The organism is Streptomyces sp. NPDC060049 (genome assembly GCF_042736715.1).
GTDB lineage: Bacteria > Actinomycetota > Actinomycetes > Streptomycetales > Streptomycetaceae > Streptomyces.
Genome location: NZ_JBHWVV010000006.1, coordinates 32,424 through 56,237, shown reverse-complemented (window position 1 = coordinate 56,237; position 23,814 = coordinate 32,424). Strand labels below are relative to the sequence as shown.

The following is a 23,814-nucleotide window of genomic DNA, read 5'->3' as shown; positions in this document are numbered from 1 at the left end:
AACAACGCGATCAACACGCTGACCAGCTGAAGTGCCAAGCATGAAGGCCCGAACTCAGTCCCACTGAGTCCGGGCCTTTGTCGTTGTCACGCACCGGTACCGCGTGAGGGGCGTGTGAGTCCTCACCAGTCCAGGTCGGTGACGCCCAGCGCCGCCGACCGGACCCACAGCCTTCTCGACAGGCCGCCGGCGCCCGCTCGCCCTGGCTGCCCAGGCCTGGCCACCTCTGTCGCCCCGGTTCCCTGTGCGGTGGACGCGGCGCCGGCGTCGACGTCTGACGCGCGCCTCCTAGCCGCCCGAGGTGAGGGTGGCGGCCAGTAGGCGGGCGCTCGCGGGAATGCCTCGGGTCTGTTCAGCGTGGTCCGCGTGAGCCTGGTCCAGGGTGGGCAGGAGGCTCGGTGCACGGTCGGTGGGGGCGCGGTCGAGGAGCGTGGTGCCGGTCTCGGCCTCCTGAACGGGGGCGTAGCCGGCGGCGCGCAGGGCGGTGAGGGTCTCCTCGGGGGGCGCCGTGGAGATCAGGACGGTGGGGGCGATCCGGCGCAGGCGGAGTCTGATCAGGCCGCGGGCCTGGGCTACTTCGGCGATGAGCCCGGTGTCGTCCGAGCGGATGCAGCAGGCCGAGCGGACGACCTTGAGTTGTCCGTGGGTGCGGGCGGTGTCCTTGATCGTGTAGGCCAGTGGTTGGGGGAGGGGGGTGTCGCGCTCGCTTGCCGCCGTGAGGCGGTCGAGGAGTTCGTCCGCGCTCCAGCCGGCGTCCAGGGCCCGGCGGATGGAGGTTGCGGTGGTGCGCCAGACCACCGCGTGACCCTCGGACTCGATGTCGCCGACGGCGGAGAGCAGGTCGGCGAGGGCGGGCGCGGGCGCGCCGGTGACCGTGGCGGTCAGGTCGCTCTGGAACCGGGCCTTGTCGCTGGGCTCGGGCAGCGCTGCGTACAGCTCCTCGCGGAGGGTGGTCACCGCCTTCGCCAGGGTGGGGCGGAGGGCGAGGTCTTCGCCCAGGCCCTCCGAGCCGCGGGCGGACGGGTCGGCGCCCGCGCCGGGCACTGCCGGGTATTGGTGGGCGGCTCCCGCCTCCAGCAGCCGGCACAGGGCCCGCCCGGCGGGGGTGAGCGCGCCGTGGGCCACCACGCCGAGCAGGGCCGCCTCTGTCAGGGTGGCCGCCATGCGGTCGAGGACTCCGTCCAGGCCGGTCAGCTCCCCCGTGGCGTCTGCGGCCAGGTGAGCGCGCAGGGCGGGCTGGAACCATGCGGCCAGGGAGAGCAGTTCGGTGTATCCGCGCGCGTTCGCGGTCAGCCCGTGTCCGTCGGGGAGGACGGCGAGCGCTCGTAGGACCCCGGTGCGGAGGGTCACGGCGTCCTCGTCCTGCGGACTGATGAGCGCGACCGGGGTCTCGTCGGGGTCCGGCCAGTGGCTGAGTACTGCGGGGACCACGGCCCAGGCGGCCAGGAGTGACAGCAGTTTGCCCGCGGGCGGAGCGGCGGCCCAGGCGTCGTAGCGGTCGCTCGGCAACAGCCGGGCGGAGGGCTTGGGGGCCTTGAGGTTCCGGCGGCCGCGGGAAGCGGGGGCCGCTTCGTCGTCCCGGGGCGCGGCCAGTCCGGCGTTCACCGCGAGGTCCAGCCACAGCCGGGTGCCGGCCTCATCGGCCCCGGCCGCCTTGGCCAGCCGCCGGGTGTCCCGTACGGCGATCCCGCCCGCCTTGCGGATCGCGACCGGCTGGGCGGCCAGCGCCCGCAGTACCAGTTCGGCCCGCCAGGCGGCCGCCGCGGCGGCCGTGCCACCCTCGCCCTCCCAGCCGGACGGCAGCGGCGCGGTGGCGGTGAACGGCTCCGGTTCCAGCCGGGGGCTGGGCGCCGCGCCCTCATCGCGGAGCGCACGGGCGACCTCGTACGGAAGTTCCACCAGGTCGAGGCCGGAGGGGATCAGCAGTCCGCGCCCGGCCAGCCAGTCGGTGCCCTCGTCGCCGCTGCCGCCCTCCCGGAAGACGTACTTGGCGTCCGGGCCCGCGTACTGCGACCCGTACCGGCCGACGAAGCAGTGGGTCCGCAGCAGCGGCGGGCCGGGTACCAGGTGGTCCAGCAGCTCCAGCGCCCGGACCGGGGCGTCCGCCACCAGTGCCCGCACCCGGGCGGGATCGGCGAGCAGAGCGGTGATCAGTTCCTGGGCCTGGTCCCGGGTACGGGCCGCGCCCTCGCCGAAGAGGTGTGCGGCGATCCGCTTGACCTCGGCGGCGTTGTAGGCGGTGGTCAGCAGCCGGTCGGCCGTACGCCCGTAACCGTCGAACCCGGCGGCGCGGACGTGCAGCAGTGGCGGGAGCGCCAGTCGGCCCTTGGGTGCGGGGAGCAACAGCGCGCGCTCCCGCAGTCGGGTGAGTGTGTGTTCCGCCCGCTGCCGCTTCTCCCCCGGCTCGAACCAGGACAGTACGTCCCGTTCAGGCACCAATCGGTCCGCGGGTTCCACCGGGGGAACGGGCTTCCGCTGTTGCCAGGGATACCGGGGCCCATCCTCGGCCTCGCCACCGGCTACGGGGCCGTGCCGCTCCAGAGCAAGGGCGGCGATGGAAGCGAGCAATTCCAGTTCTCCGGCGGTGCCCGCCATCAGGCCCTGGCCCACCGACTCGTCGGTGAGCAAGTGTTCGGCGAGCTCGCGGAGGGTGGTGATCCGTCGGTACCCGGCGGCGAGCGGCAGATCCCGCTCCTCCAGCAACGCGGTCAGTCGCTGAGGATCCAGGGTTCCCAGCCATTTCACAAGGGCGGTACGCGCATTCACCCGGCCAGGCTAGCGCCGTCCGGTCACCCCGCGGGGGTGAACCGGGCCCGTCACCTCGCCGCCGCGCAAAGGGGCTTCGACGTCCGGAAGGTTCTGAGAATGCGGTCGATGTCTCCCGCAACTGGGCGCCCGAAGCAGGTACATCACCATGACCACCCCGGCGGTTTCCCCGGCTACCGCCAGGCACGGACAAGGCCCTCCGGACCCCAATGCGCCGCAAGAGGGAGACCGTCCTCGACATCGCAACGGGACACCGCAACCAGCGCCGTGTCCGGCCCGGCACCGGGCACGGCGAGCACGTCTCGTACCAGGGCGTCGTACTCACGTCGGCCGAACGGCTGCGACTCCAGCCACTTCACCGAGCCGATGAAGTGAACCTGCCCCGCCACGGGTTCGCGGTCGGCTCCGATCAGGTCGATCTCCGGGTTGTTCTGCCGGTTCCACCAGCCCCCGACCGCCTCCGTCTGCGGCCACATCTCGTCGGGCAGCGACGCGATAGCGCTTGTTCTTGCCGTCCGCCTTGACCGAGAGCGGCAGGTCAGCGGCCAGGACTCGCTTGGCCAGCAGCGGAGACAGCGTGCCCGAGGGCAGCGCGCCGGCACCACCGGCTTGTGCGGCAATGGTGGAGAAGGTCCGCTCGCCACTGCCGACAGCTTCCAGGATCGCGCGCGAGTGGGACGCCTCGGGAAACTCCCCCAGCAGCGACAGTTCGCCCGCCACCAACAGCGGGGCAAGCGGGTTGGACACAGCCTCGCGCAGAAAGTCTCGGCGGCCCATCCCCGGCGGCCAGGACTGAACGATCTCCGGGAACCCTCCGGTGATCAGCAGCGCGTCCACCGCTTCCGCCGCGTCAAGGCCGGTCATCGCCTGCACATCGGCCAGATGCAGCGGTTGTACGGTCATCTTGGCCGCCCGGCCGAAGAAGGGGCGGCCATAGGACTGCAGCGCCTCCATCACCGACATGTCACTGCCGACCGGGATCAACAGGACGGGCTTGGCGGACAGGTGTCGGTCCCAGACCGTCTGCAGCGCCCCCTCGACACCGTCCTGTTCGACCAGCCACGGCAGCCCCATCGCCTTCGCGATCTTCGCGTTGTTCAGCTCTTCGTGGCCGTCGATACAGCCTTCGTATCGCCGGTGGATGACCTCCGGTGAGTTGCCGGCACGGCGGGCGAACTCGGCGACCGCCCCGCGTTCGGCCAGTTGGTGATGCAGGTGTGCCGTAGGTCGTACGGCCGACGAGCGAGCGGCGGTCCGTTCGAGGAGGAGGCGAAGCCGAGGGCGGCGTTCCGCTCGGAGTGCGGGCGGGCGGCGAACGCCTCCAGCCAGCCGCGTACGGCCCGGGGATCGATGACGTCCACGCCGGCGGCGCGCATCAGGTTCCCGTAGAGCCGCGACCACGTGAGGCGCTGTGGGCTCGTCATCACCTGGGCGAATTCCCCGGCCAGTTCGTGCACGCGAGCCACCAACTTCGCGTGCCGCTTGGCATTGAGGCGGCCGGCCTCGCGCGTGTGGTCGGCCAGCGCGACCAACGCTGCCACGAAGCCGGGCAGTTCATCCTCCGTGGCGCTGACGTACAGCGGGAGCAGAACACACAGGAGCTCCTCGACCAGCTCCTCCGTGGGCTCGGGCAGGCCGGTCCGGCAGCGCGCCTCGGCCAGCACGAGCAGGCCGATGACGGCCTCGGTCACCCGCGCGTCCAGCGGGGCGCCCCGTTCTTCCGCCCGGGCGAGGAACGAGTTCGCATCGGGGAGCAACGGCATGGTGGTGTTCACCCCGCCAGCCTAGGGGTCGCCGCCCTCAGGTGCGGGCGCGAGCGGCACGTCCGGCCGCCGTCACGGTGACGGCGGCAGGGGTCGTCCGGGGCGTACCTCCTCCGCTTCGGCGGCGGCGGTCGCGGCGCCGCGTTCCGGTGGTCCGTACGAAGGACGTGGGGGTGGGTCTGTGGGTTTTGGGGGGTGGGGTCGGGGGGTCGGGCTGCGTAGGTTGGGCGGGAGGCCACTCTGCGCCGCTGACCAGGTGCTTTGTGGCGTGCTCTGACGATGAGGATGGGGCGGCGCGGATGCGTGACTTGGTGGAGACGGCGCGGCGGTGGGTGGCCGAGGGGCGGGCCGGGTTCCTGGCCCGGCCCGTGACCGAGCAGGGGTTCGGGCCGCGCGATCCGGCCGGGGCCGTGCTCGTCGAGGCGGGCGGGGAGTGCGTCGGGGCCCTGTACCGGGGGGTGTTCGACGCCGAGCTGGCCGCCGAGGCCGCCGCGATGGGGCCCGGGGAGACGGCGCGGGTCTGCGAGGTGTCCGTCGGCGCGGGTGAGGCGGTCGAGGCGAAGCTGACGTGCGGCGGGCAGGCCGAGGTGCTGTTGCAGCCGCTGAGCGCGGTTCCCTCCGAGTGGTGGGAGCTGCTGGGGCAGGGGGTCGGGGTGGCGCTCGTGACCCGGCTCAACGAGCGGGCGGACCGGGCCGTCAGTGTCGTGGCGCGGGGGGCGGAGGCTCCCTCCACCGATGCCGAGCGGCGGGCCGGCGAGCTGCTGGGCTCGCGGCGGCCGGGCCGGGACGCGCTGTACGGGGGTTCCGGGCTGGTGCTCGTGGAGGCGTACCCGTCCGCCCCTTACGTCGTCATCGGCGGGACCGGGGAGCTCGCGGACGTCCTCGAGGCGCAGGCCCGGCTGCTCGGTTGGGACGTCGGCAAGGTCGACTCCTTCCCGGAGGCGGAGAAGCTGCTGGAGGCGCGGCGGGATGCCGCCTGCCTGGCGATGCTCAGCCATGATCCGGACTTCGACGTGCCGACGCTGCGCGCCGCGCTCGCGCTCGGGATTCCGTACGTCGGTGCGCTGGGGTCCCGCAAGACGACCGCGCGGCGCCGGGAGGGGCTGGCCGCGGCCGGGGTGAGCGAGGCGCGGCTGGGGGCGGTCCACGGGCCGATCGGCCTGGACCTCGGCGGCCAGACCCCGGCGGAGACCGCGCTGGCGATCTGCGCCGAGATCCTGGCGGTGCTCGGGGGCAGGGAGGCCCGCGGAGTGCGGGAGGGGGACGGCCCGCTGAGGGGGTAGCGGGGCCCGTCTCCAGCGGACCGGCCCCCTTGTAGGACGGAGGAGGATTGCACCCGATCGGCCTTTGAACGGGTGAAGTAAGCCGAAAACGGGAAAATGGGATGTATGGACATGTCCCTGACCCATATCGCGCTGGACGGAACCCTCACCGACATCGCCTGGTTCCTGATCGTCGGGCTCGCCGTGGTCGGCGTCCTCCTCGGCGGCTTCAAGCTCGGCCAGCGGGTTCGCGCCGATGAGCCCCCGCCGCCCACGACCGAGAGCCAGCCCCACCTGCCGGAAGGCGGTGCGGTCCTCGAGGTGCGCGAGGAGCGGGACCCCGTGGAGATCCCCGAGGGCGGCCTGCGCCCGCACGAGATGCAGGGCTACGGGAACTTCGGCTCCACCACCTCCAGCCACCCCGAGGAGGTCAGGGCCGAACGGGAGTCCGGGTATGAGGGTCCCGGGGAGCCGGGACCGCACCCGCACCGTCCGCAGCCCTGAGCTCCGCCCGGCACGGAGCCTTACGCGTCCTTCCGCGCAGGTCACAGGTCTGTGCGCAGCCGCAGCACCTCCGGCGGCGGGTGGCGGGTCGAGGCGTGGCGGACCTCGGCCGTCAGCGGCGGGTCCAGCGGGCGGAAGGGGACCTCTCCGAGTCCGATGGCCGTGACGGTGGCGCCCTCGGCCGCTGCCGCCGGGGCCCGGGCGGCCGCGACGGCCGCCACCTCGGCCCGTAGCGCCGCCGTGAGCGGGCTCGACACCAGCGGGGTCTCGTCCCCGACCGGCAGGACCAGGACGAGGGCGAGCGGTCGGCGCGCGGTGCCCGTGTAACCGACCACCGCCGCGTCGTGGACGTTGGTGTGCCGCAGCTTCTGCCAGGCGCGCTTGCCCGCCGGGTAGGCCTGGTCGAGCCGTTTGACGACCAGGCCCTCGATACCGCTGGCAGGCAGGGTCTCGTACCAGGTCGCCGCCAGTTCCGGGTCGGTCGTCATCGGCACCGGCTGGAGCGGCGGCCCCAGCGGCAGCAGCAGGTCCACGAGGAGCGCGCGCCGGCGCTCGTACGGCCGGGCGCGCAGGTCCAGCCCGGCGAGCTCCAGGACGTCGAACGCCGCGTACGAGGCCGGCAGCGTCTGCGCCAGTACGGCGGCACGCGCGGCGGAGGCGGCCGCCGCGCGGCGCTGTACGAGCGCGAACTCGGTGCGGCCCGCGTGCCAGACCACCACCTCCCCGTCGAGCACGGTCCCGGCGGGCAGAAGCAGCGCGGCGGCGGCGAGATCGGGGAAGGCGCGGGTCACGATGCGGCCGGATCGGGCCTGCAGGGCCACCCCCTCCACCGTGCGCACGACGACCATGCGGTGGCCGTCGAACTTCGGCTCGTACGCGAGACCGGGCCCGCGCGGCAGGGTCCGTACGGCCGTGGCGAGCGCGACGGTGATCACGGGAGCCGCCCGGCCCGGTCGGGGCGGAGCAGGGTTCCGAAGAGATCGCCGTCGCGCTCCAGCCTCGGCACGATGTCATCGGCGAGGAAGACCAGGTCGGAGGGGTCCCGGCAGGACGCGACCTCCTCCCAGGAGACCGGGGCGGAGACGGTGGGCAGGGTGCGGGCGCGCAGCGTGTACGGCGCGGCCGTGGTCTTGGCGGCGGCGTTCTGGCTGTGGTCGACGAAGACCTTGCCGGGGCGCAGCGCCTTGTTCATCCGGTGCACGACGAGGTCGGGGAGCTCGCGCTCGGCCTCCTGGGCGAGGGACTTCGCGTACGCCGACACCTGCTCGGAGGGGGTCGGCTCCAGGGGCACGGCCAGGTGGACGCCCTTGGAGCCGGAGGTCTTGGCGCAGGCGTGCAGGCCGTCGGCGGTGAGCCGGTCGCGCAGCCACAGGGCGACGGCGCAGCACTCGACGGAGGTGGCGGGCGGGCCGGGGTCGAGGTCGAGGATCAGCCGGTCGGCGAGGGCGGGGGCGCCGGCCGGCCACTGGGGGGTGTGGAACTCGACGACGAGGTTGGCGGACCACATGAGGGTGGCCATGTCCGCGACGACCACCTGTTCGGCCCGGAGGTCCTCCGAGCGGGGAACCGGGGTGGTCTTCACCCAGTCGGGGGTGCCGGGCGGCGGGTTCTTCGTGAAGAAGAGCTGGCCGGCCGGGCCGTCGGGATAGCGCAGGAACGACACCGGCCGGTCGTGGATGTGGGCCAGCAGCGAAGGCGCGACGGTGGCGTAGTAGTGCAGCACCTCGCCCTTGGTGAAGCCGGTCTCGGGGTACAGGACCTTGTCGAGATTGCTGAGCGCGATGCGACGCCCCTCCACCATGGTGATCGGCGTCATACGATGAGATTGCCACGAAACAGGAGGAACCGTGCGATCCATATGGAACGGGGCCATCTCCTTCGGCTTGGTCAGCATTCCGATCAAGCTCGTCAACGCCACCGAGAGCCACTCGATCTCCTTCCGCCAGATCCATGTGAGCGACGGCGGACGCGTCCGCTACCGCAAGGTCTGCGAGCTGGACGGTGAAGAGCTGTCGACCGCCGAGATCGGCAAGGGGTTCGAGGAAGCGGACGGGTCCGTCATCCCGATCACTGATGAGGACCTGGCGCAGCTGCCGATCGCCACGGCCAAGACGATCGAGATCGTCTCGTTCGTGCCGGCCGACGAGATCGATCCGCTGCAGATCGACTCGGCGTACTACCTCGCGGCGAGCGGGGCGACGGCGGCCAAGCCCTACACGCTGCTGCGGGAGGCGCTGAAACGGAGCCGGAAGGTCGCGATCGCGAAGTACGCGCTGCGGGGGCGGGAACGGCTGGGCATGCTGCGGGTCGTCGACGACGTGATCGCGATGCACGGGCTGCTGTGGCCGGACGAGATCCGGGTGCCGGAGGGGGTGGCGCCCGAGGGCGCGGTGTCGGTGCGGGAGGCCGAACTGGACCTGGCCGACGCGCTGATGGCGACGCTGGGGGAAGTGGAGATGGACTCCCTGCACGACGACTACCGGGAGGCGGTGGAGGCGATGGTCGCCGCCAAGGCGGGCGGGGGCCAGCCGGTGGCGACTGCTCCCGCGGTCGAGGGCGGGGGCCAAGTCATCGACCTGATGGCGGCGTTGGAGAACAGCGTACGTGCGGCGAAGGCGTCCCGGTCGGGGGCGGGGACGGGGTCGTCGCCGGACGGGGCGGAGCAGGGAGCGGACGCGGAGGTCACGCCGATCCGGCGGAAGACTGCGGCTCGGGCGAAGGCCGGGGCGGGGGCGGCTGCGCCGAAGTCGGTGGGGGGCAAGAAGTCGACGGCGTCGTCCGCGGCGGCTGCGGGGGGCGGTGGCGGCGGGAAGAAGTCGACGGCGTCGGCGTCCGCCGCGGCGAAGAAGAAGTCGGCGGCCGCCGCGAAGAAGACGACCTCGGCGGCCGCCGCGAAGAAGACGACCTCGGGCAAGGCGGGGGCGACGAAGTCGGCGGCGGGCGGCGGCGGGCGCGGGGCCGCCGCGAAGAAGGCGGCGACGCCCCGCAAGCGGAACTCCGCCTGAACCGTGCCCTGCGGGGCTCATCCCTCCCCGCCCTTCGCCCGTTCCCCGGACTCCGCCCGGCCCGGCGGCGGGCAGGGCTGCCGCTGCGCCAGACGCGGCTCGGGAGCGGGGGGCCGGCGGAGGCGGGGCGGGTCAGTGCCAGGTGCGGCGGTCGCGGGCCGTGGTGAAGAGGGCCTCGACGTCCGGAGGTTTGAGGGTGGTCGCTGACCGGGTCAGGGAGGTCGTTGCCGTCGTGGGGGTGAGGACCCGGACGTCGCGCAGGGTGGGGGTCACGTCCAGGCGGGTGGCGTCCACCACGGCGAGGACCGGGGTCACCGTCGCCGACAGGGCGCGGGTCGCGTACACCGCAGCGCGGCGGGACGTGCGCGGGTCCGGGCGGGTTTCGGTGCGGCCCACCGTGAGGAGGAGGTCCCCGGCCACCGCGCGGTGGCCGCGGCCCTGGACCGTGTGGACGCAGAAGACCCCCGGCGGGCCGATCACCAGGTGGTCGGCGACTCCGGTGATGGAGTGCAGGACCCGCCAGTCGCCGGTCTCCGCGAGCGCGTCCAGTACCTCGCCCATCCGCTGCCGTGCCGCCAGTTCCTGGCGCAGCCGGTGGCGGGCCCGGGTGCCGGCGGAGCCGTGGGTGATCTCGCCGAGCAGCGCCTCACCCGGGCGGTTCGGGGCCAGGTCCTCGTCGGGCGGCAGGGCGAGGCGGAGCAGGTCGGCGGCCGTGGGGACGGGTGGCGGGCCGATCGCGACGTTCCCCGTCAGGTAGGGGCGCAGGACCGTAAGGATCTCCTCCCGCCGCTCTTCCGCCAGCACGCTGATCCGGTTGGCCCGCCGGTCGTACCAGGCCACCGCCCGTCCGTCCGGCAGGTTCACGAACAGCCGACCGCGGCCCGGCCGGCCGCTCGGCAGCACCTTCAGTCCCCGCGAAGCCATCGGCCTCACCCCCGCCGTCCATGGGAGCAGGCCGGGCGCGCGGCGGCAATCCCCCGGTGGTGTCCCGTGGGCGGACCGGCCGGGCGCCGGCGGTGTGTAACGGTTCCGTCGGGTCGCTGCCGCGTGGCTGTTACAAAAGCATCGCGTTACCGCAACGGCCGGTGCATACGTTGGTCCCACCTGGATGGCCCAGGGCCTGACCTGCACCGAAGGACTCCCCGTGAACTCCGTGAGCCGCAGCCGCCGCACCGCCGTACGCGCCGCCGCCGTGGCCGTGTGTGCGGGCACCCTGCTGGCGTTCCCGACGGCCGCTGCGTTGGCCGAGGGAATTCCGGCCGCTTCCTCCGCTCGGGCCGCGGTGCCCGCGCGGACCCTGGTCAAGAGCGTCTCCCTCGCGGACGGCGTCTCCACGGCGAAGGTGTACCGCGTCGCCAAGGGCGCCTACGAGGCCGAGGTGCTCGGCCCCGACGGTTCGAGGACCGCCACCCTGAGCAGTCGCGACGGCGCCACCGGCTTCGGCGAGGCGGGGCGGATGCGCCTCGCGCTGCGGTCCGACGGCCGCCTCAGCTCCTGGGCCGGGGAGAAGGCGGAGGGCGGAGGTCATGCCGTCGACAGCGCCGGGTACAAGACCGCCGGCCGGGACGGCGTGGCCGTTCCGGCCGGCGATCCGGCCCCGGCCTCCGCACGGGAGCCCGTGCGCGCGGGCGACGGCCCCGTCGAGGCGCTGGGCCTGCGGAACCTGGCCGACGACCCCGGTGAGGGCGTGCTGCTGCTCGCGGCGGGCGGCGGCATCGCGGCGGTCGGCGCCGCGGGGCTGGGCTTCGCGATGCTTCGCCGGGGGCGCACGGACGCGTAGGCCCTCGCCCGCTCCGGGCGACGCAGGACCTCGTTCCCTGACGGTGTCCGGCTCTCACCGGGTCCGGGGCCGCGCCCCGCCCGGCCCGCCGCACGGGCGGAAACGATGCGCCTCTGCTTACTGTGGACGGGCACGGCAGGTCACGAAGAGGAGGACGTACGGGTGGTGAGCTCGGATCCCCCCGGTCGTGGCCGGCGAGGCCGCCGCCGCGCCGCCTGGCTGCTGGTGGCCCTCCTGCTGCCGCTCGCGGCCGCCTGCGGGGACGCCGGCGGACTGGTCGACGCCGGCCCGACTCCGACCGCGAGCGGGCCCGTACACCTGTGGCCCGGGCGCGAGGGGGCCGTCGTACCCCCCGCCGACCCGGGGGGCGCCCCGCCCGAGTACGTCCCCGGCATCCCGCCCGTCGTGGACCAGAACGTGCACTCGATCGACCCGGTGACCCTCGTCCAGGCGGAGCTGCGCGCCCGTCCGGACCTCAAGACCGGGCCGGACGGGATGCCCGAGGAGACGGCCGACGCGATCGCGGCGTGCGGAGCGGACGGAGCCGATCCCACGAAGTGCCCGGTCCTGACGCCGTACTACCGGGACCTCACCGGCAACGGCAAGGACGAGCTCATCGTCGGCATCGAATACCCGGACCGGCAGATGTCCGTGCGCGTGTACACGGCGGACGCCGAGGGCCGGCTCAACCGGATCATGGCGACCACGGAAACGGTCGTGTCCGTCGAGCTCGCCGGGCAGGACGTGATCCTGCGCGTCCCGAGCGGCAACGCCGGCTACGAGGTGAACACCACCTGGTCCTGGGACGGGACGCAGCGCTCGATGCTCCCCTCGCGCGAGCAGATCGTCCGCGTGCACCCGGCCGGCCCGAGCCCCGCTCCGGCGACTCCGGACGCGGGCACCGGCAGGGGTACGGGTCCGAGTGCGGGCGCGAGCAGCCCGGCGCGGCCCGGCCCGGCCGGGGCGTCGCCGTGAGGGTCCGGCTGCCTGCGTGGACGGCCACGCTGACCTGGAAGTCGGCCTGCTTCATCGTGGTGATGTGCTGCTCGCTCGCGGCGGTGCTGGGTGTGCTCGTGCACGTGGAGGTGACCCGGCAGACCGTCGCGACCGCCCGGGAGAAGGCGCTCGCCAAGCTGCACGACGCCTCGCGCGCCTACGAGGCCGGCGAGGTGCTGCCGCCCGAGTCCGGGCTGGATCCGGCCGGCCTGCCCGAGGAGCTGCGGGCGCTGGCCCTGTCCGGACAGCGCGGCACGCTCGTGGCGGACGACGTGATGTGGGCGGCGGCTCCCGCCGACGGAAAGGCACTGGCCACCGCCGTCGACTACGGGCAGAGCGCGCGGACGATCAGCGGACTGGACAACGCGATCATCGGATCCTCGGTGCTGGCGATCGGCGGCACCCTGCTGATGGGCGCCTTCGCCGTGACGCGCGTGACGCGGCGGCTGCACCAGACGGCGACGGTGGCCCGGCGGATCACCCAGGGCGATCTGGACGCGCGGGTCGGCGACCCGCGCACCAAGGACCCCTCGCGGCACCAGGACGAGGTGGCGACGGTGGCGGCGGCGCTGGACACGATGGCGGGCAGCCTGCAGGCGAAGCTGCAGAGCGAACAGCGGTTCACGGCGGACGTCGCGCACGAGCTGCGCACTCCGCTCACCGGACTGCAGGCGGCGTCGGAACTGCTGCCGCAGAGCCGGGCGACGGAGCTGGTGCAGGAGCGGGTCCGCACGATGCGCCAGCTCACCGAGGACCTGTTGGAGATCTCCCGGCTCGACTCGGGCAGCGAGGTGGTGGAGACGGATCTGCACCAGCTGGGCCGTCTCACGCGGCGGGTGGTGCGGGCTTCGGGGGCGGCCGCGGAGGTGGTCGTGGTGCGGGACGCGCACGTGGAGACGGACCGGCGGCGCCTGGAGCGGGTGCTCGGCAATCTGGTCGCCAACGCCCACAAGCACGGGCGGGCCCCGGTGGTGATGACGGTGGACGGCCCGGTGGTGACGGTGCGGGACCACGGCGACGGCTATCCCGACTACCTGGTGGAGCACGGGCCGCAACGGTTCCGGACCGGGGGCGGCAAGGGCCACGGGCTGGGGCTGACGATCGCGGTGGGCCAGGCGGCGGCCATCGGGGCGAACCTGGTGTTCCGGCAGGCGGCGGACGGGGAGGGCGGCGCGGAGGCGGTCCTGACCCTGGTCGAGGCCTCAATGGCGTGATGCGGCGGGCCCGGCGTGACGCGGCGGGCCCGGCCCGCCCGTGGCCCTCAGGCCGCCGGCGGAGCGGGCGGGGCCGGCGGGGTCGGCTTCGTCCACGGCCAGCGGAGCTTCGGCTTGACGGCGTCCGGGGCGTAGGCGTACTTCCAGCCCTTCTGCAGGCGCAGGCGCTTCGAGTACCCGGCGGGGATCCGCTCGTACAGCAGGACCGTCGGGGCTCCGCCGTCCGGGTCCGGCACCGGGATCTCGTACCACTTCGGCGGGTGGCCGGTCGGGCCGAGGAGGATCGGGAGGGTCCGGCCGTTCATCGGGCCGCCCTCGAAGGGGGTGGGTTGGCTTCTCACCCCTCCAGTCTCACAGCAGGTGCGCCGCCTCGGAGACCACGGGGATCACCCGGCGGGCCAGGACCCCGACCGGGCCGTCCGCCGATTCGAGTGCGAGGGCGGCGCGGGCCGCCGCGGCCGTCTGGGGGTCGGTGGCGGCCGTCGCGGTGAGGAGGGCGATGAACTGGTCCACGAGCCAGTCCCGGAGCGAGTCGGTCTCCGGCTGCTTGCCCTCGTCGATCCAGATCAGCGAGGCGGCCTCGACCGCCGTGATCCACGTACGCACCATCATCCGCAGGCGGGGGCCCGGGTCCGGTACGCCGAGGTGGAAGAGGATCGCCTCGGCCGCCGCCCGTCGGATGCCGTCGACGGTGGCGGTCGTACGGGAGGTCTCCACCACGCTGCCGCCCTGCAGGAGGGCGGAGAAGCCGGTGTCGTGCTCGTCGACGAAGCCCAGGTACCGGTCCAGCGCCCGGGAGAGACGCTGGGTCAGCGGGCCGGCCTGGGGTTCGGCGAAGCACAGCCGCAGGACGTCGGCGGCGGAGCGCAGGGCGGCCTCGTAGAGCTGCTGCTTGCCGCCGGGGAAGTAGCGGTAGACCAGGGGCCGCGAGACGCCGGCGGCCTCGGCCACGTCGTCGAGCGAGACGTCCTCGGGCGCCCGGTGCGCGAACAGCGTCAGGGCGGCGTCGAGGAGCTGGGCCCGCCGCTCCTCGACGCTCATCCTGCGGTACGCCCGTACGGCTGTCATGTCCGCAGGGTAGCCGCACCCGTCGTCCTTGAGGCGAGAAGTCCTCAGGTGCGGGCGCTCGGCGCGAGGGACCCTCAGGCGAGGAGTCCCGAGCTCTTCCAGAGCTTGCGGCCGACCCCGCGCAGCAACCCGATGTCGTCGAGGAAGTCGGTGAGCCGCTTGGCGCCCGTCTGCATGACCTCCCGGCGGTGCCCGCTGGCCTTGACCTGGGCGAGCGCCTCGCGCCGGTCGATGCCGATGTTGTCGTAGACCGCGGGGTTGACGAAGGCGACCGAGAAGACGCGGGCGGCTTCGCCGCAGCTGATGCGGGTGAGTTCCTGCTCCCAGCGCGGGGCGGTGAGCATCTGGCGGCGCAGTTCCTCGCGGGCGTAGCGGACGTGGCGCGCCTCCTCGATGACGTGGATGCGGGTGACTCCGCGGACGAGGGGCTGGATGCGCTCGTCCGGGAAGGTCAGGCGCTGCATCCAGTCGAGGATCTCCTCGCCGAGGAGGGTGCAGGCGAAGGAGCCGGGGGTGGTGGAGATGGTCTTGAGGACGCGGGCGAGGTTGTGGTTGGCGCGGGAGACCGGGTACTCGGGGGCGCCGCCCGTCTTGATCATGCGGGCGAACATCATGGAGTGGCGGCACTCGTCGGCGATCTCGGTGAGCGCGTAGCGGACGTGATTGCTGGTCAGGGGCTTGTCGTAGACGTGCCGGACGAGCAGCTGCATGAGGATGATCTCGAACCAGATGCCGAGCGAGCCGAGGGCCGCCGCCTCGTGGCGGGACAGCTCGATGCGCTGCTCCTCCCCCATCTTCTTCCAGAGCGGGGTGTCGAAGAGGGAGAGCAGCTCGGGCGGCCAGTAGTACTTGCCGTCGATGGGCGGGGCGTCCCAGTCGAGTTCCTTGTCGGGGTCGAAGGAGTGCTTGACCGAGGATTCGAGGAGTCGCTCGGCTATCTGTTCGCGGTCCTTGAGCGGGCCGAGCGCGTCGCGCAGTTCCCTGCGCGGCTCCGCCCTGTCGGTCACGGTCGTCATGGCTTCGGACACCTCACGAGTGGGTTGCCGGTGGGGGCGCCGGCGGTGGTCGCCTGCGTTCACCGCTTATGAGACTGCTTGTCAGCAAGACCGTCAATCCCCCGCGCACGACTTGTTGACCCCGCGTCTACCAACGTGTGACGCTGCCAGCGGGAGCGCGAGGGCCATCACCCGGCTCCCAACGTGCCTGTCCTGTACGCGAGTACGTGAGACGAGGGGGCGTCAGTGTCGACGCACGAGCTCTACACGAACGATCCGGGCGAGTCCGTCTGGCCGGTCCCCGCCACCGGCAACGCCCGGTTCAGCTGGGAGTACGACGGAGGCCGCGAACGCCTGCTGGCCCTGTACCAGAAGGGCAAGGACAAGCAGTGGGACGGCGCCAAGCGCATCGACTGGGGCCTCGAGGTGGACCCGCACGATCCCATGGGCACCCCGGACGAGGCGCTGCCGCTGCACGGCACCCGGCACTGGGCCAAGCTCACGGAGCGGGACAGGGGAGAGCTGCGCCGGCACTACAGCGCCTGGAACTTCAGCCAGTTCCTGCACGGCGAGCAGGGCGCGATGGTGTGCGCGGCGCGCATAGTCGAGTCGGTGCCGGACCTGGACGCGAAGTTCTACTCCGCCACGCAGACCATGGACGAGGCCCGGCACGCAGAGGTCTTCGGGCGGTTCCTGCACGAGAAGATCGGGATGCTCTACCCGATCAACGACAGCCTGCAGGGGCTGCTCGGCGACACCCTGCGCGACTCCCGCTGGGACATGCCGTACCTGGGCATGCAGGTGCTGATCGAGGGGCTGGCGCTGGCCGCCTTCGGCATGATCCGCGACACCACCGGCAAGCCCCTGCCCAAGCAGATCCTCGCTTACGTGATGCAGGACGAGGCGCGGCACGTGGCGTTCGGGCGGATGGCGCTGCGCGACTACTACAAACAGCTGTCGGACGCCGAGCTGCGCGAACGCGAGGAGTTCGTGATCGAGGGCTGCTACCTGATGCGGGACCGGCTGCGCGGGGTGGAGGTGTTGGAGAACTTCGGCATCTCGCGCAAGGAGTCGGAGGAGCTCAGCGAGCGGTCGGAGTTCCTGGCGCTGTTCCGCAGGCTGTTGTTCAGCCGGATCGTGCCGTGCGTGAAGGACATCGGCCTGTGGGGCGGGCGACTGCAGAAGGCCTACCTCGACATGGGCGTCTTCGATATGGGGAACTCCAACCTGGACCTGCTCATGAGCCAGGACGAGGAGATCGCCGAGGCCCTCGACCGCGAGCGGTTCGCGGCCGAGGAGGAGCGGCGGGTGGCGGAGGTGGCCGAGACCATCGCGCAGGGAGCGGCTCCGGCAGAAACGGCCTAGCCCGGCAAGGTCCGAAAAAGACGGCCTAAGCCGGCGCGAACTGCTCGCGGAGGGTGAACGCGTACGGGGTCGGGCCGTGCTCCCGGAGGTGGAGCAGGCGCTCCTCGGCGTCCGCGACCGTGGGGCGCTCCCCCGACGGGACCCACCACAAGGCCGTCATGGCCTCCCGGACCTGCTCGAACCACTCGCGGCGGCGGGCCATCAGCTCCCGGTGGCGCCCGGCGTACATGAAGGCGTTCAGGGATGCGGCGTCCCGCCACACCGACATGTTGATGATGATCCACTCGTCGTCGAAGACCGCCACGTCGGTGGCGTCGCCCCCCTCGCCCTCCAGCCGCCAGACGAAGCCCTCCGCCGCGTCCGCAACCGCGTTGACGTGGTCGAGGCCGTCGACGAAGTCCTCCAATTCCGGGGATTCCAAGGGGTACTTGAGCCTGGATATGTTCACCTGTGCGAGTTCGTGGGTCATTCCCCTACGGTTATCAGGGAACGAGACCTCCCCGTCGGCCGTTTCAGGGGGTGGACAGCGCCGCCTCCATCACCGCGCGGGCGATCGGCGCGGCCGCGCCGTTGCCGCTGATGTCCCCGCGGACGGCCGAGGCGTCCTCGACGACGACGGCCACCGCGACCGCCGGGGGCCGGCCGTCCTGCGGCTTGGCCCAGGCGATGAACCAGGCGTACGGGGTGCCCGCGTTGCCGACGCCGTGCTGGGCGGTCCCGGTCTTGCCGCCCACGACGGCTCCCTCGATCGCCGCGTTCCTGCCGGTGCCGTTCTCCACCACCTTCACCATCAGCTCCTGCAACCGGGACGCGGTCGGCGGGCTCATGGCCCGGCCGAGACTGCGCTGGTCGGCGCGGCGGACCGGGTCTCCGTCGTCCTGGGTCGTGCGTTCCACCAGATAGGGCGCCTTGAGTTCCCCGCCGTTGGCGACGGCCGCCGCCACCATCGCCATCTGCAGCGGCGTGGCCGTGGTGTTGAACTGCCCGATCGAGGACAGGGCCAGCTGGTCGGGGCTCATGTCGGTGTCGAAGTTCGACCGCGACACCCAGGCGGGCACGCGCAGCCCGTCGTCGTTGAAGCCGAACCGCCGCGCCGCCCGCGTCATCCCGCGCAGTCCGACCTGTACGCCGATCTTCGCCATCACCGTGTTGCAGGACCACTGCACCGCGTCCGCCATCGAGGCGTCGGCGCAGCCGGTCCCCGCGTTCGGGAGCAGGGTGCTCGTACCCGGCAGGGGGTAGGGGTCCGGGGTCCGGGTCGGCGCGTCCACGTCGGTGACCACTCCGGCGTCCAGGGCGGCCGCCGCCGTCACGATCTTGAAGGTGGAGCCGGGCGGGTACGTCTCGCGCAGCGCGCGGTTGAGCATCGGCCGGGCGGGGTCCGCGTTGAGCTTCTCCCAGGCCTCCTTCACCCGCGGCCCCGTACCGGAGAGCAACCCCGGGTCGTAGGAGGGGCTGCTGACGAGGGCGAGGATCCTGCCCGTGGCCGGTTCCACGGCCGCGACGGCGCCCCGCTTGCCGGCGAGACCGGTGTAGGCGGCCCGCTGCACGTCCGCCCGGACCGTCGTGACGGCGTCGCCGCCGCCGGGGCGCCCGCGCGAGAGCTCGTACCAGAGCGGGAAGGCCGACAGCCCGGGGGCGGTGCCGGAGAGGACCGGGTCCTCGGAGCGTTCCAGGAAGCTGGTCCCGTACGTCTGGGAGGAGAAACCGGTGACGGGTGCATAGAGCGGGCCGTTCGCGTACGTGCGCTCGTAGCGGAGCAGTTGACGGCTGTCCCGGGAGCCGGTGACGGGGCGGCCGTCGACGGTGATGTCGCCGCGCGGTTCGGCGTAGCGCTCGATGGCGGGGCGCTTGTTGGCCGGGTTCGCGCCGTAGGCGGAGGCTTCCCAGACCTGCACGCGGGCCACGTTGACCAGCAGGGCGACGAGCAGCAGGGCACAGAACCAGGCGCACCAGCGGATGTAGCGGATCACTCGCCGCCCCCTCCGGCCGGCCGGGGTCTGCGGGCGCTGTCGCTGAGCCGGACGAGGAGCGCGACGATGATCCAGTTGGTGACGACGGAGGAGCCGCCCTGCGCGAGGAACGGCATGGCCATGCCGGTGAGCGGGATCAGGCCGGTGACTCCGCCCGCGATGACGAACACCTGGAGCGCGACGATCGAGGCGAGTCCGGTGGCGAGGAGCCGGCCGAAGGGGTCGCGCACCGCGAGTCCGGCGCGAAAGCCCCGGGCGACGAGAAGCCCGTACAGGAGCAGGATCGCGGTGAGGCCGACGAGGCCGAGCTCCTCTCCGGCGGTGGCGAGGATGAAGTCCGATTTGGCGGCGAAGCCGATGAGGAAGGACTGGCCGTGGCCGAGGCCGGCGCCGAGGAGGCCGCCGGCTCCGAAGGCGAAGAGGGACTGCGCGAGCTGGCCGGGGCCGTCGCCGCGTTCGATGGAGGCGAAAGGATTCAGCCAGTCCTCCACGCGGCTGTTCACATGCGGCTCGAACGTCCCGACCGCGTAGGCGCCCACGGCGGCCAGCAGCAGCCCGATGGCGATCCAGCCGATCCGGCCGGTGGCGGTGAAGAGCATGATGACGAAGAGACCGAAGAAGAGCAGCGAGGTTCCGAGGTCGCGCTCCAGGACGAGCACGCACACGGAGAGCAGCCAGATGGCGAGGATCGGACCGAGGACGCGGCCGGGAAGCAGCCTCAGCTTCCAGAAGAGGGTGCGGCCGGTGAGGGCGAGGGCGGTGCGGTTCGCGGCGAGGTAGGCGGCGAAGAACACCGCGAGCAGGATCTTGGCGAACTCCCCGGGCTGGAAGGACAGTCCCGCGAACCTGATCCAGATGTGCGCCCCGTTCACCGCCGGGAAGAAGACGGGCACCAGCATCAGCACGAGCGCGACCGCGACGGACAGGTACGCGTACCTCTGCAGGACCCGGTGGTCGCGGACCAGCGCGACGACGAGGGTGAAGAGCGCCACCCCGAGGGCCGACCAGCGCAGTTGGTCCCCGGCGGTGAGGTGGTCGGGGGTGGTGGCGTCGAGGCGCTGGATGAGGACGAGTCCGAGACCGTTGAGCAGGACGGCGATCGGGAGGAGCAGCGGATCGGCGTACGGGGCGCACAGGCGGACCGCGAGGTGGGCGGCGAGCGCGGCGACGGAGAGGCCGGCGGCGTAGTGCGCGGCCGGGCCGGGGATGTGGCCGGTGGTGGCGAGGCCGACGTAGAGGTGGCCGAGGACGGCGATCAGGACGGCGCCGGTGAGGAGCGACAGCTCGACCCCGCGACGCTTGGGGGCGCGGGCATCGGGTGGCGGGGGCGGAACGGGCTCCGCCGCCTTCGCCGTCAGAGCGGTCATACGGGGAAACGTAGCAAGGAGACAGGCCGTATGTCCGCTTATGTCATAGTGTGCCGAAGAGTCGTCAGAACCGGTCGGAATCGAAGTAACGGATCAGCGGATCAGCGGATCAGGAGCCTCCCCCCATGGGACCTGCGGAGTTCATCGTCCTGGCCTTTCCCGAGGAACAGCTGCGGGTGGCGGCGGTCGAGGCGGTGATGGGACTGCGCAAGGCCGGGGTGGTACGGCTGATCGACGGACTCGTGGCCACCAAGACGGCGGCCGGCGAGGTCCTGGCGGCGGAGTTCGACGAGTTCGTCGAACTCCGGGGCCTGCTCGCCCACCGGGAGGCGGCCCCGCTGATCGGTCCGGAAGACGTCAGGGAGTCGGCGGACCTGCTGGAACGCGGCAGCTGCGCCCTCCTCCTGGTGATCGAGCACGTCTGGGCCGAGGACGCCGCCATCGCCGTCCGCGCGGCGGGCGGACGGGTCGCGGGCGCGGTCCGCCTCCCGGCCGACCGACTGGGGGTGTCCTGATGTTCATCCGCCCCATCGCCTCCATCGTGAACCCCGCCCAACGCCTCCCGGGCCGCCCGCTGCTGCGCGGCATCCTGGCCCGCGGCGCCTACGTGTGGGACACCGCCCAGCAGCCCCCGGCCGCCCCGCACGCCCCGGCCGCCCCGCACGCCCCGGAGGGCGCGCAGGCCCCGGAGGGCGCGCAGGCCCCGGCAGGCGCGCAGGCCCCGGAAGGCGCGGCCCGCACCCACGTCACCGCCCCGGGCGTCCCGGAGCCGGCCGCCGCCACCGGCTTCCCCGCCGCCTCCCGCACGCCCCCGGGCCGGTCCCCGGTCCCGTCCGCCGGTTCGGGGGCCCCCGAACCGGCCGCCCCCGGAGCCGACCTGACGGACCACCTCACCCAGCTGGCCGCCCTGGCCCGCGAAGGCCTCCTGACCCCGGAGGAGTTCTCGGCGGCCAAGGCCCGCCTCCTGGCCGACTGACCGCGCCGGGTTCCCCCGCCGGCCGCCCCGGGGCGTCGCCGTCCGGCCCCTTCCGGCCGGCGGCCTCCTCCAACGCCCGGCCGGGGCCCGACCGGCCCCCTCGTGCGGTACTCGGCCGAAGCCTCACCCGGCGCTTCGTCCGGTCCGGCGGGCCGGGAGGGGCCGACCGGGTGAGAGGGGCGGCGCGGCCGACTCGGGTGGGCGATTTGTCATACCGGGCGTGGCAGCATCGGCCGCCTGGAGGTGACCACATGTCACGACGACGCCCTCGTCGGCTGCTTCGCGCCGCCTGCATCGCCGCAGCCCTCGTCACGGCGGGTCCGCTCCCCGGCGGCGCCCACGCCGAGCCCGCCGCACCCGAAGTGCCCGCAGCACCCGCCGCGCCCCAAGCCCCCGCCCCCGAGGCCGTCGGCGTGCTCCTCACCCGGCTGCAGGGGCTCTACCAGCAGGCCGAACAGGCCGCCGAGGCCTACAACGCCGCCGAGAGCGCCCTCACCGCCCGCCAGGGCGAGGAGCAGCGGCTCATTGCCGATCTCGGGAAGGCCCGTACGGCCGTCGGGGACGCCCGGGCGACCGCCGGCCGCCTCGCGCGCGAGCAGTACAGGCAGGCCCGCGGGTTCTCCCCGTACGCCCGGATGCTGTTCGCCAAGGACCCCCGGGGCGCTCTGGACCAGCGCCGGATCGCCGATCGGGAGCGTGCCCGTCGGGCCGCCGCGCTGGACCGGCTGGCCCGGGGCGAGCATCGGGCCGGCGCCCTCGCCGCCGCCGCCCGCAAGGCCCTGGACTCCGAGCAGAAGCTCGCCGCCGAGACGAGGAAGCGCAAGGAGGAGGCCGCGGCCCGGCTCAAGGAGGTCGAGCGGACGCTCGCCTCCCTCACGCCGGGCCAGCTCGGCGAGCTCGGCACGCGCGAGGCGAAGAACACCGACACCGCGCAGCGCGCGCTGCTCGCATCGGGGAAGCTCGGCGCGCAGTCCCGTCATCCCACCGCGGCGGGCGGCACGGCGCTCACCTACGCGACGGCCCAGATCGGGAAGCCGTACGTCTGGGGGGCCGAGGGGCCGTCGTCCTTCGACTGTTCCGGGCTGACCTCGCAGGCCTGGGCGCATGCCGGGCGGACCATTCCGCGGACGAGTCAGGAGCAGTGGGAACAGCTGCCGAAAGTGCCCCTCGACGAGCTCCGCCCCGGCGACCTCGTGGTGTACTTCCCGACCGCCACGCACGTGGCCCTGTACGTCGGCGACGGCAAGGTGATCCAGGCGCCCCGCCCGGGCACGAGGGTCAAGGTCTCCCCGATCGCCGCGAATCCGCTGCTCGGGGCGGTGCGGCCCGACCCGGACGGGGCCCCGCTGTCCGACTTCACCCCGCCGGAGCTGCCCGAGTCCCAGGCGGCCGCGGCGGGGGACGACACGGGTTACTCGCAGGCCGCGGCCCCCGCGGCCCCGACGGCCCCCGCGGCCCCGACGGCCCCCGCGACCTCCGCGAGGTAGTCGGCCGCGTCCTCGGGGTCGTAGAAGTAGGCGTCGAAGTCGGCCGGGTTGTCGAAGCCGTTGGCGAAGCGGTCCGCCACCGGCTGGAGCAGCCCGGCGGCGCCGATCAGGTTCAGGACGTGCTCCGGCGGCACCCCGAGCATGGCGTTCGTCCACTGGGTGGCCGGCTTGCCGCTGGTGAACCAGTACTTGTCGAAGGTGGCCCTCATCCACGCCTCGTCGAACGGGCCGTCCCCGTGCATGAGGATCGAGGAGAGGTAGGAGGCCGCGCACTTGGCGGCGGAGTTCGAACCCTGCCCGGTGATCGGGTCGTTGGCGACGACCACGTCCGCGACGCCCAGCACCAGGCCACCGCCGGGCAGCCGTCCGACCGGGTTGCGCACGACGGGCGCGTAGCGGCCGGCGAGCGTGGCGCCCGCGTCCGTCAGCTCCGCCTTCGTCGCCCGGGCGTACTCCCAGGGCGTGAACCTCTCCATCAGCCCCAGCGTCAGCGCCAGGTGCTCGGCCGGGTCCCGCACGCCGTTGAAGACGTCCAGCGGACCGCCCGGGATCCCCTCCCAGAACAGGATGTCGGCCCGCCCGGAGGTGGTCAGCGTCGGCATGACGAACAGTTCGCCGACGCCCGGGACCAGATTGCAGCGCACGGCCTCCGTCCGCGGGTGCTCGGGGCGCGCACCGAGCCCGTGGACGTAACTGACGGCGAGCGCGCGCTGCGGGGCGTCGTACGGCGAGCGGGCCGCGTCCCGGCCGAACAGCGAGACCAGCTCGCCCTTGCCGGCCGCGACCAGCACCAGGTCGTAGGTGCGCGCGAAGAAGTCGAGGTCGGAGACGGAGGCGCCGTGGATGACCAGCTGACCGCCGCGCTGCGCGAAGGTGTCCAGCCAGCCGGACATCTTCACGCGCTGGTCGACGGACTGGGCGTGGCCCTTCAGCTTGCCCAGCCAGTCGATGGCGCGGCCGGCGTCGGGGGTGGCGACGGAGACGCCCAGGCCCTCGATCTTGGGTGCCTGCCCCTCCCAGAAGTTCAGCTGGAGGTCCCGCTCGTGCTGCAGCGCAGTGTCGAACATGCACTGGGTGGACATGACCCGCCCGGTGCGGATCTCGTCCGCCGTCCGGTTGGACATGAGGGTGACCTCGTACCCCTTCGACTGGAGTCCGAGGGCGAGCTGGAGGCCGGACTGGCCGGCGCCGACGACGAGTATCTTGCGCATCTCACGTTCTCGATTCGGTCTGTACGGGCGCTCGGTGCGGTGCGGTGCGGTGCAGTGAGCAGGGGAGGCAGGGGCCGGCGAC

General features: G+C 73.2%; 23 protein-coding genes. 10 read left to right on the top strand and 13 right to left on the bottom strand.

The features are described from left to right. Positions 1–288 precede the first annotated feature (288 nt). The 3 genes from ACFWBY_RS12800 to ACFWBY_RS12790 form a co-directional block, all read right to left on the bottom strand. Positions 289–2,766, bottom strand: coding sequence for a helicase-associated domain-containing protein (locus tag ACFWBY_RS12800; RefSeq protein WP_385332690.1), 2,478 nt, complete (start codon positions 2,764–2,766; stop codon positions 289–291). 321 nt (positions 2,767–3,087) lie between these two features. Continuing rightward, positions 3,088–3,840: an ATP-binding protein gene (locus tag ACFWBY_RS12795; protein WP_385332693.1), complete on the bottom strand. Its 753-nt coding sequence runs from the start codon at positions 3,838–3,840 to the stop codon at positions 3,088–3,090. A gap of 23 nt (positions 3,841–3,863) precedes the next feature. Continuing rightward, positions 3,864–4,541 (bottom strand): hypothetical protein, encoded by a 678-nt coding sequence (locus tag ACFWBY_RS12790; RefSeq protein WP_385332696.1) that lies wholly within the window; start codon positions 4,539–4,541, stop codon positions 3,864–3,866. 287 nt (positions 4,542–4,828) lie between these two features. Here ACFWBY_RS12790 and ACFWBY_RS12785 point away from each other — a divergent pair, with 287 nt between their 5' ends. Both ACFWBY_RS12785 and ACFWBY_RS12780 read left to right on the top strand, forming a co-directional pair. Continuing rightward, the gene (locus ACFWBY_RS12785; protein WP_385332699.1) at positions 4,829–5,812 is read left to right on the top strand and encodes an XdhC family protein; all 984 of its coding nucleotides are present in this window, start codon (positions 4,829–4,831) and stop codon (positions 5,810–5,812) included. A 111-nt stretch (positions 5,813–5,923) separates the two neighbouring features. Then, entirely contained in the window at positions 5,924–6,295 is a 372-nt protein-coding gene (locus ACFWBY_RS12780; RefSeq protein WP_385332702.1) for a DUF6479 family protein, read from the top strand. Between the two features lie 41 nt (positions 6,296–6,336). On the opposite strand, the gene ACFWBY_RS12775 is transcribed toward ACFWBY_RS12780, so the two are convergent. After that, entirely contained in the window at positions 6,337–7,227 is an 891-nt protein-coding gene (locus tag ACFWBY_RS12775; RefSeq protein ID WP_385332816.1) for an ATP-dependent DNA ligase, read from the bottom strand. Then, on the bottom strand, positions 7,227–8,111 hold the full coding sequence (ligD, locus tag ACFWBY_RS12770; RefSeq protein ID WP_385332704.1) for a non-homologous end-joining DNA ligase: 885 nt from the start codon (positions 8,109–8,111) through the stop codon (positions 7,227–7,229). The genes ACFWBY_RS12775 and ligD overlap by 1 nt, the downstream gene beginning before the upstream one ends. Positions 8,112–8,142: 31 nt before the next feature. Here ligD and ACFWBY_RS12765 point away from each other — a divergent pair, with 31 nt between their 5' ends. Then, a complete protein-coding gene (locus tag ACFWBY_RS12765; protein WP_385332707.1) occupies positions 8,143–9,300 on the top strand; it encodes a Ku protein in 1,158 nt (385 codons plus the stop codon). 132 nt (positions 9,301–9,432) lie between these two features. On the opposite strand, the gene ACFWBY_RS12760 is transcribed toward ACFWBY_RS12765, so the two are convergent. Next, the gene (locus ACFWBY_RS12760; protein ID WP_385332710.1) at positions 9,433–10,224 is read right to left on the bottom strand and encodes a nuclease-related domain-containing protein; all 792 of its coding nucleotides are present in this window, start codon (positions 10,222–10,224) and stop codon (positions 9,433–9,435) included. Between the two features lie 220 nt (positions 10,225–10,444). On the opposite strand from ACFWBY_RS12760, the gene ACFWBY_RS12755 reads away from it, so the two are divergent. The 3 genes from ACFWBY_RS12755 (at position 10,445) to ACFWBY_RS12745 (ending at position 13,290) form a co-directional block, all read left to right on the top strand. After that, entirely contained in the window at positions 10,445–11,080 is a 636-nt protein-coding gene (locus tag ACFWBY_RS12755; protein WP_385332712.1) for a hypothetical protein, read from the top strand. A gap of 165 nt (positions 11,081–11,245) precedes the next feature. Continuing rightward, positions 11,246–12,055: a hypothetical protein gene (locus ACFWBY_RS12750; RefSeq protein ID WP_385332714.1), complete on the top strand. Its 810-nt coding sequence runs from the start codon at positions 11,246–11,248 to the stop codon at positions 12,053–12,055. Next, a complete protein-coding gene (locus tag ACFWBY_RS12745; RefSeq protein WP_385332717.1) occupies positions 12,052–13,290 on the top strand; it encodes a histidine kinase dimerization/phospho-acceptor domain-containing protein in 1,239 nt (412 codons plus the stop codon). The genes ACFWBY_RS12750 and ACFWBY_RS12745 overlap by 4 nt, the downstream gene beginning before the upstream one ends. Before the next feature lie 47 nt (positions 13,291–13,337). Here ACFWBY_RS12745 and ACFWBY_RS12740 read toward each other — a convergent pair whose 3' ends face one another. The 3 genes from ACFWBY_RS12740 to ACFWBY_RS12730 form a co-directional block, all read right to left on the bottom strand. After that, a complete protein-coding gene (locus tag ACFWBY_RS12740; protein ID WP_385332720.1) occupies positions 13,338–13,631 on the bottom strand; it encodes a hypothetical protein in 294 nt (97 codons plus the stop codon). A 10-nt stretch (positions 13,632–13,641) separates the two neighbouring features. After that, positions 13,642–14,358 carry a TetR/AcrR family transcriptional regulator gene (locus ACFWBY_RS12735; RefSeq protein ID WP_385332722.1) on the bottom strand — a complete coding sequence of 239 codons (717 nt, stop codon included), beginning with the start codon at positions 14,356–14,358 and terminating at the stop codon, positions 13,642–13,644. A gap of 74 nt (positions 14,359–14,432) precedes the next feature. Then, entirely contained in the window at positions 14,433–15,374 is a 942-nt protein-coding gene (locus tag ACFWBY_RS12730; protein WP_385332725.1) for a diiron oxygenase, read from the bottom strand. Between the two features lie 225 nt (positions 15,375–15,599). On the opposite strand from ACFWBY_RS12730, the gene ACFWBY_RS12725 reads away from it, so the two are divergent. Then, positions 15,600–16,718 (top strand): ferritin-like domain-containing protein, encoded by a 1,119-nt coding sequence (locus tag ACFWBY_RS12725; RefSeq protein ID WP_385332728.1) that lies wholly within the window; start codon positions 15,600–15,602, stop codon positions 16,716–16,718. Between the two features lie 25 nt (positions 16,719–16,743). Here the strand turns inward: ACFWBY_RS12725 and ACFWBY_RS12720 are convergent, their stop codons facing one another. The 3 genes from ACFWBY_RS12720 to ACFWBY_RS12710 are packed head-to-tail and all read right to left on the bottom strand — an operon-like array spanning position 16,744 to position 20,058. Next, positions 16,744–17,187 carry a DUF3291 domain-containing protein gene (locus ACFWBY_RS12720; protein ID WP_385332730.1) on the bottom strand — a complete coding sequence of 148 codons (444 nt, stop codon included), beginning with the start codon at positions 17,185–17,187 and terminating at the stop codon, positions 16,744–16,746. A gap of 43 nt (positions 17,188–17,230) precedes the next feature. Continuing rightward, positions 17,231–18,691 (bottom strand): penicillin-binding transpeptidase domain-containing protein, encoded by a 1,461-nt coding sequence (locus tag ACFWBY_RS12715; protein WP_385332732.1) that lies wholly within the window; start codon positions 18,689–18,691, stop codon positions 17,231–17,233. Beyond that, positions 18,688–20,058: an FtsW/RodA/SpoVE family cell cycle protein gene (locus tag ACFWBY_RS12710; protein WP_385332735.1), complete on the bottom strand. Its 1,371-nt coding sequence runs from the start codon at positions 20,056–20,058 to the stop codon at positions 18,688–18,690. Before ACFWBY_RS12710 ends, ACFWBY_RS12715 begins: the two co-directional genes overlap by 4 nt. A gap of 125 nt (positions 20,059–20,183) precedes the next feature. Between ACFWBY_RS12710 and ACFWBY_RS12705 the strand changes: the two genes are divergently transcribed. The 3 genes from ACFWBY_RS12705 (at position 20,184) to ACFWBY_RS12695 (ending at position 22,521) form a co-directional block, all read left to right on the top strand. Then, positions 20,184–20,573 (top strand): DUF6325 family protein, encoded by a 390-nt coding sequence (locus tag ACFWBY_RS12705; RefSeq protein ID WP_385332738.1) that lies wholly within the window; start codon positions 20,184–20,186, stop codon positions 20,571–20,573. After that, on the top strand, positions 20,573–21,034 hold the full coding sequence (locus ACFWBY_RS12700; protein WP_385332741.1) for an SHOCT domain-containing protein: 462 nt from the start codon (positions 20,573–20,575) through the stop codon (positions 21,032–21,034). Before ACFWBY_RS12705 ends, ACFWBY_RS12700 begins: the two co-directional genes overlap by 1 nt. Positions 21,035–21,285: 251 nt before the next feature. After that, positions 21,286–22,521, top strand: coding sequence for a C40 family peptidase (locus tag ACFWBY_RS12695; RefSeq protein ID WP_385332744.1), 1,236 nt, complete (start codon positions 21,286–21,288; stop codon positions 22,519–22,521). On the opposite strand, the gene ACFWBY_RS12690 is transcribed toward ACFWBY_RS12695, so the two are convergent. Beyond that, entirely contained in the window at positions 22,446–23,732 is a 1,287-nt protein-coding gene (locus ACFWBY_RS12690) for a styrene monooxygenase/indole monooxygenase family protein (RefSeq protein ID WP_385332746.1), read from the bottom strand. The genes ACFWBY_RS12695 and ACFWBY_RS12690 overlap by 76 nt on opposite strands. Between the last annotated feature and the right edge of the window lie 82 nt (positions 23,733–23,814).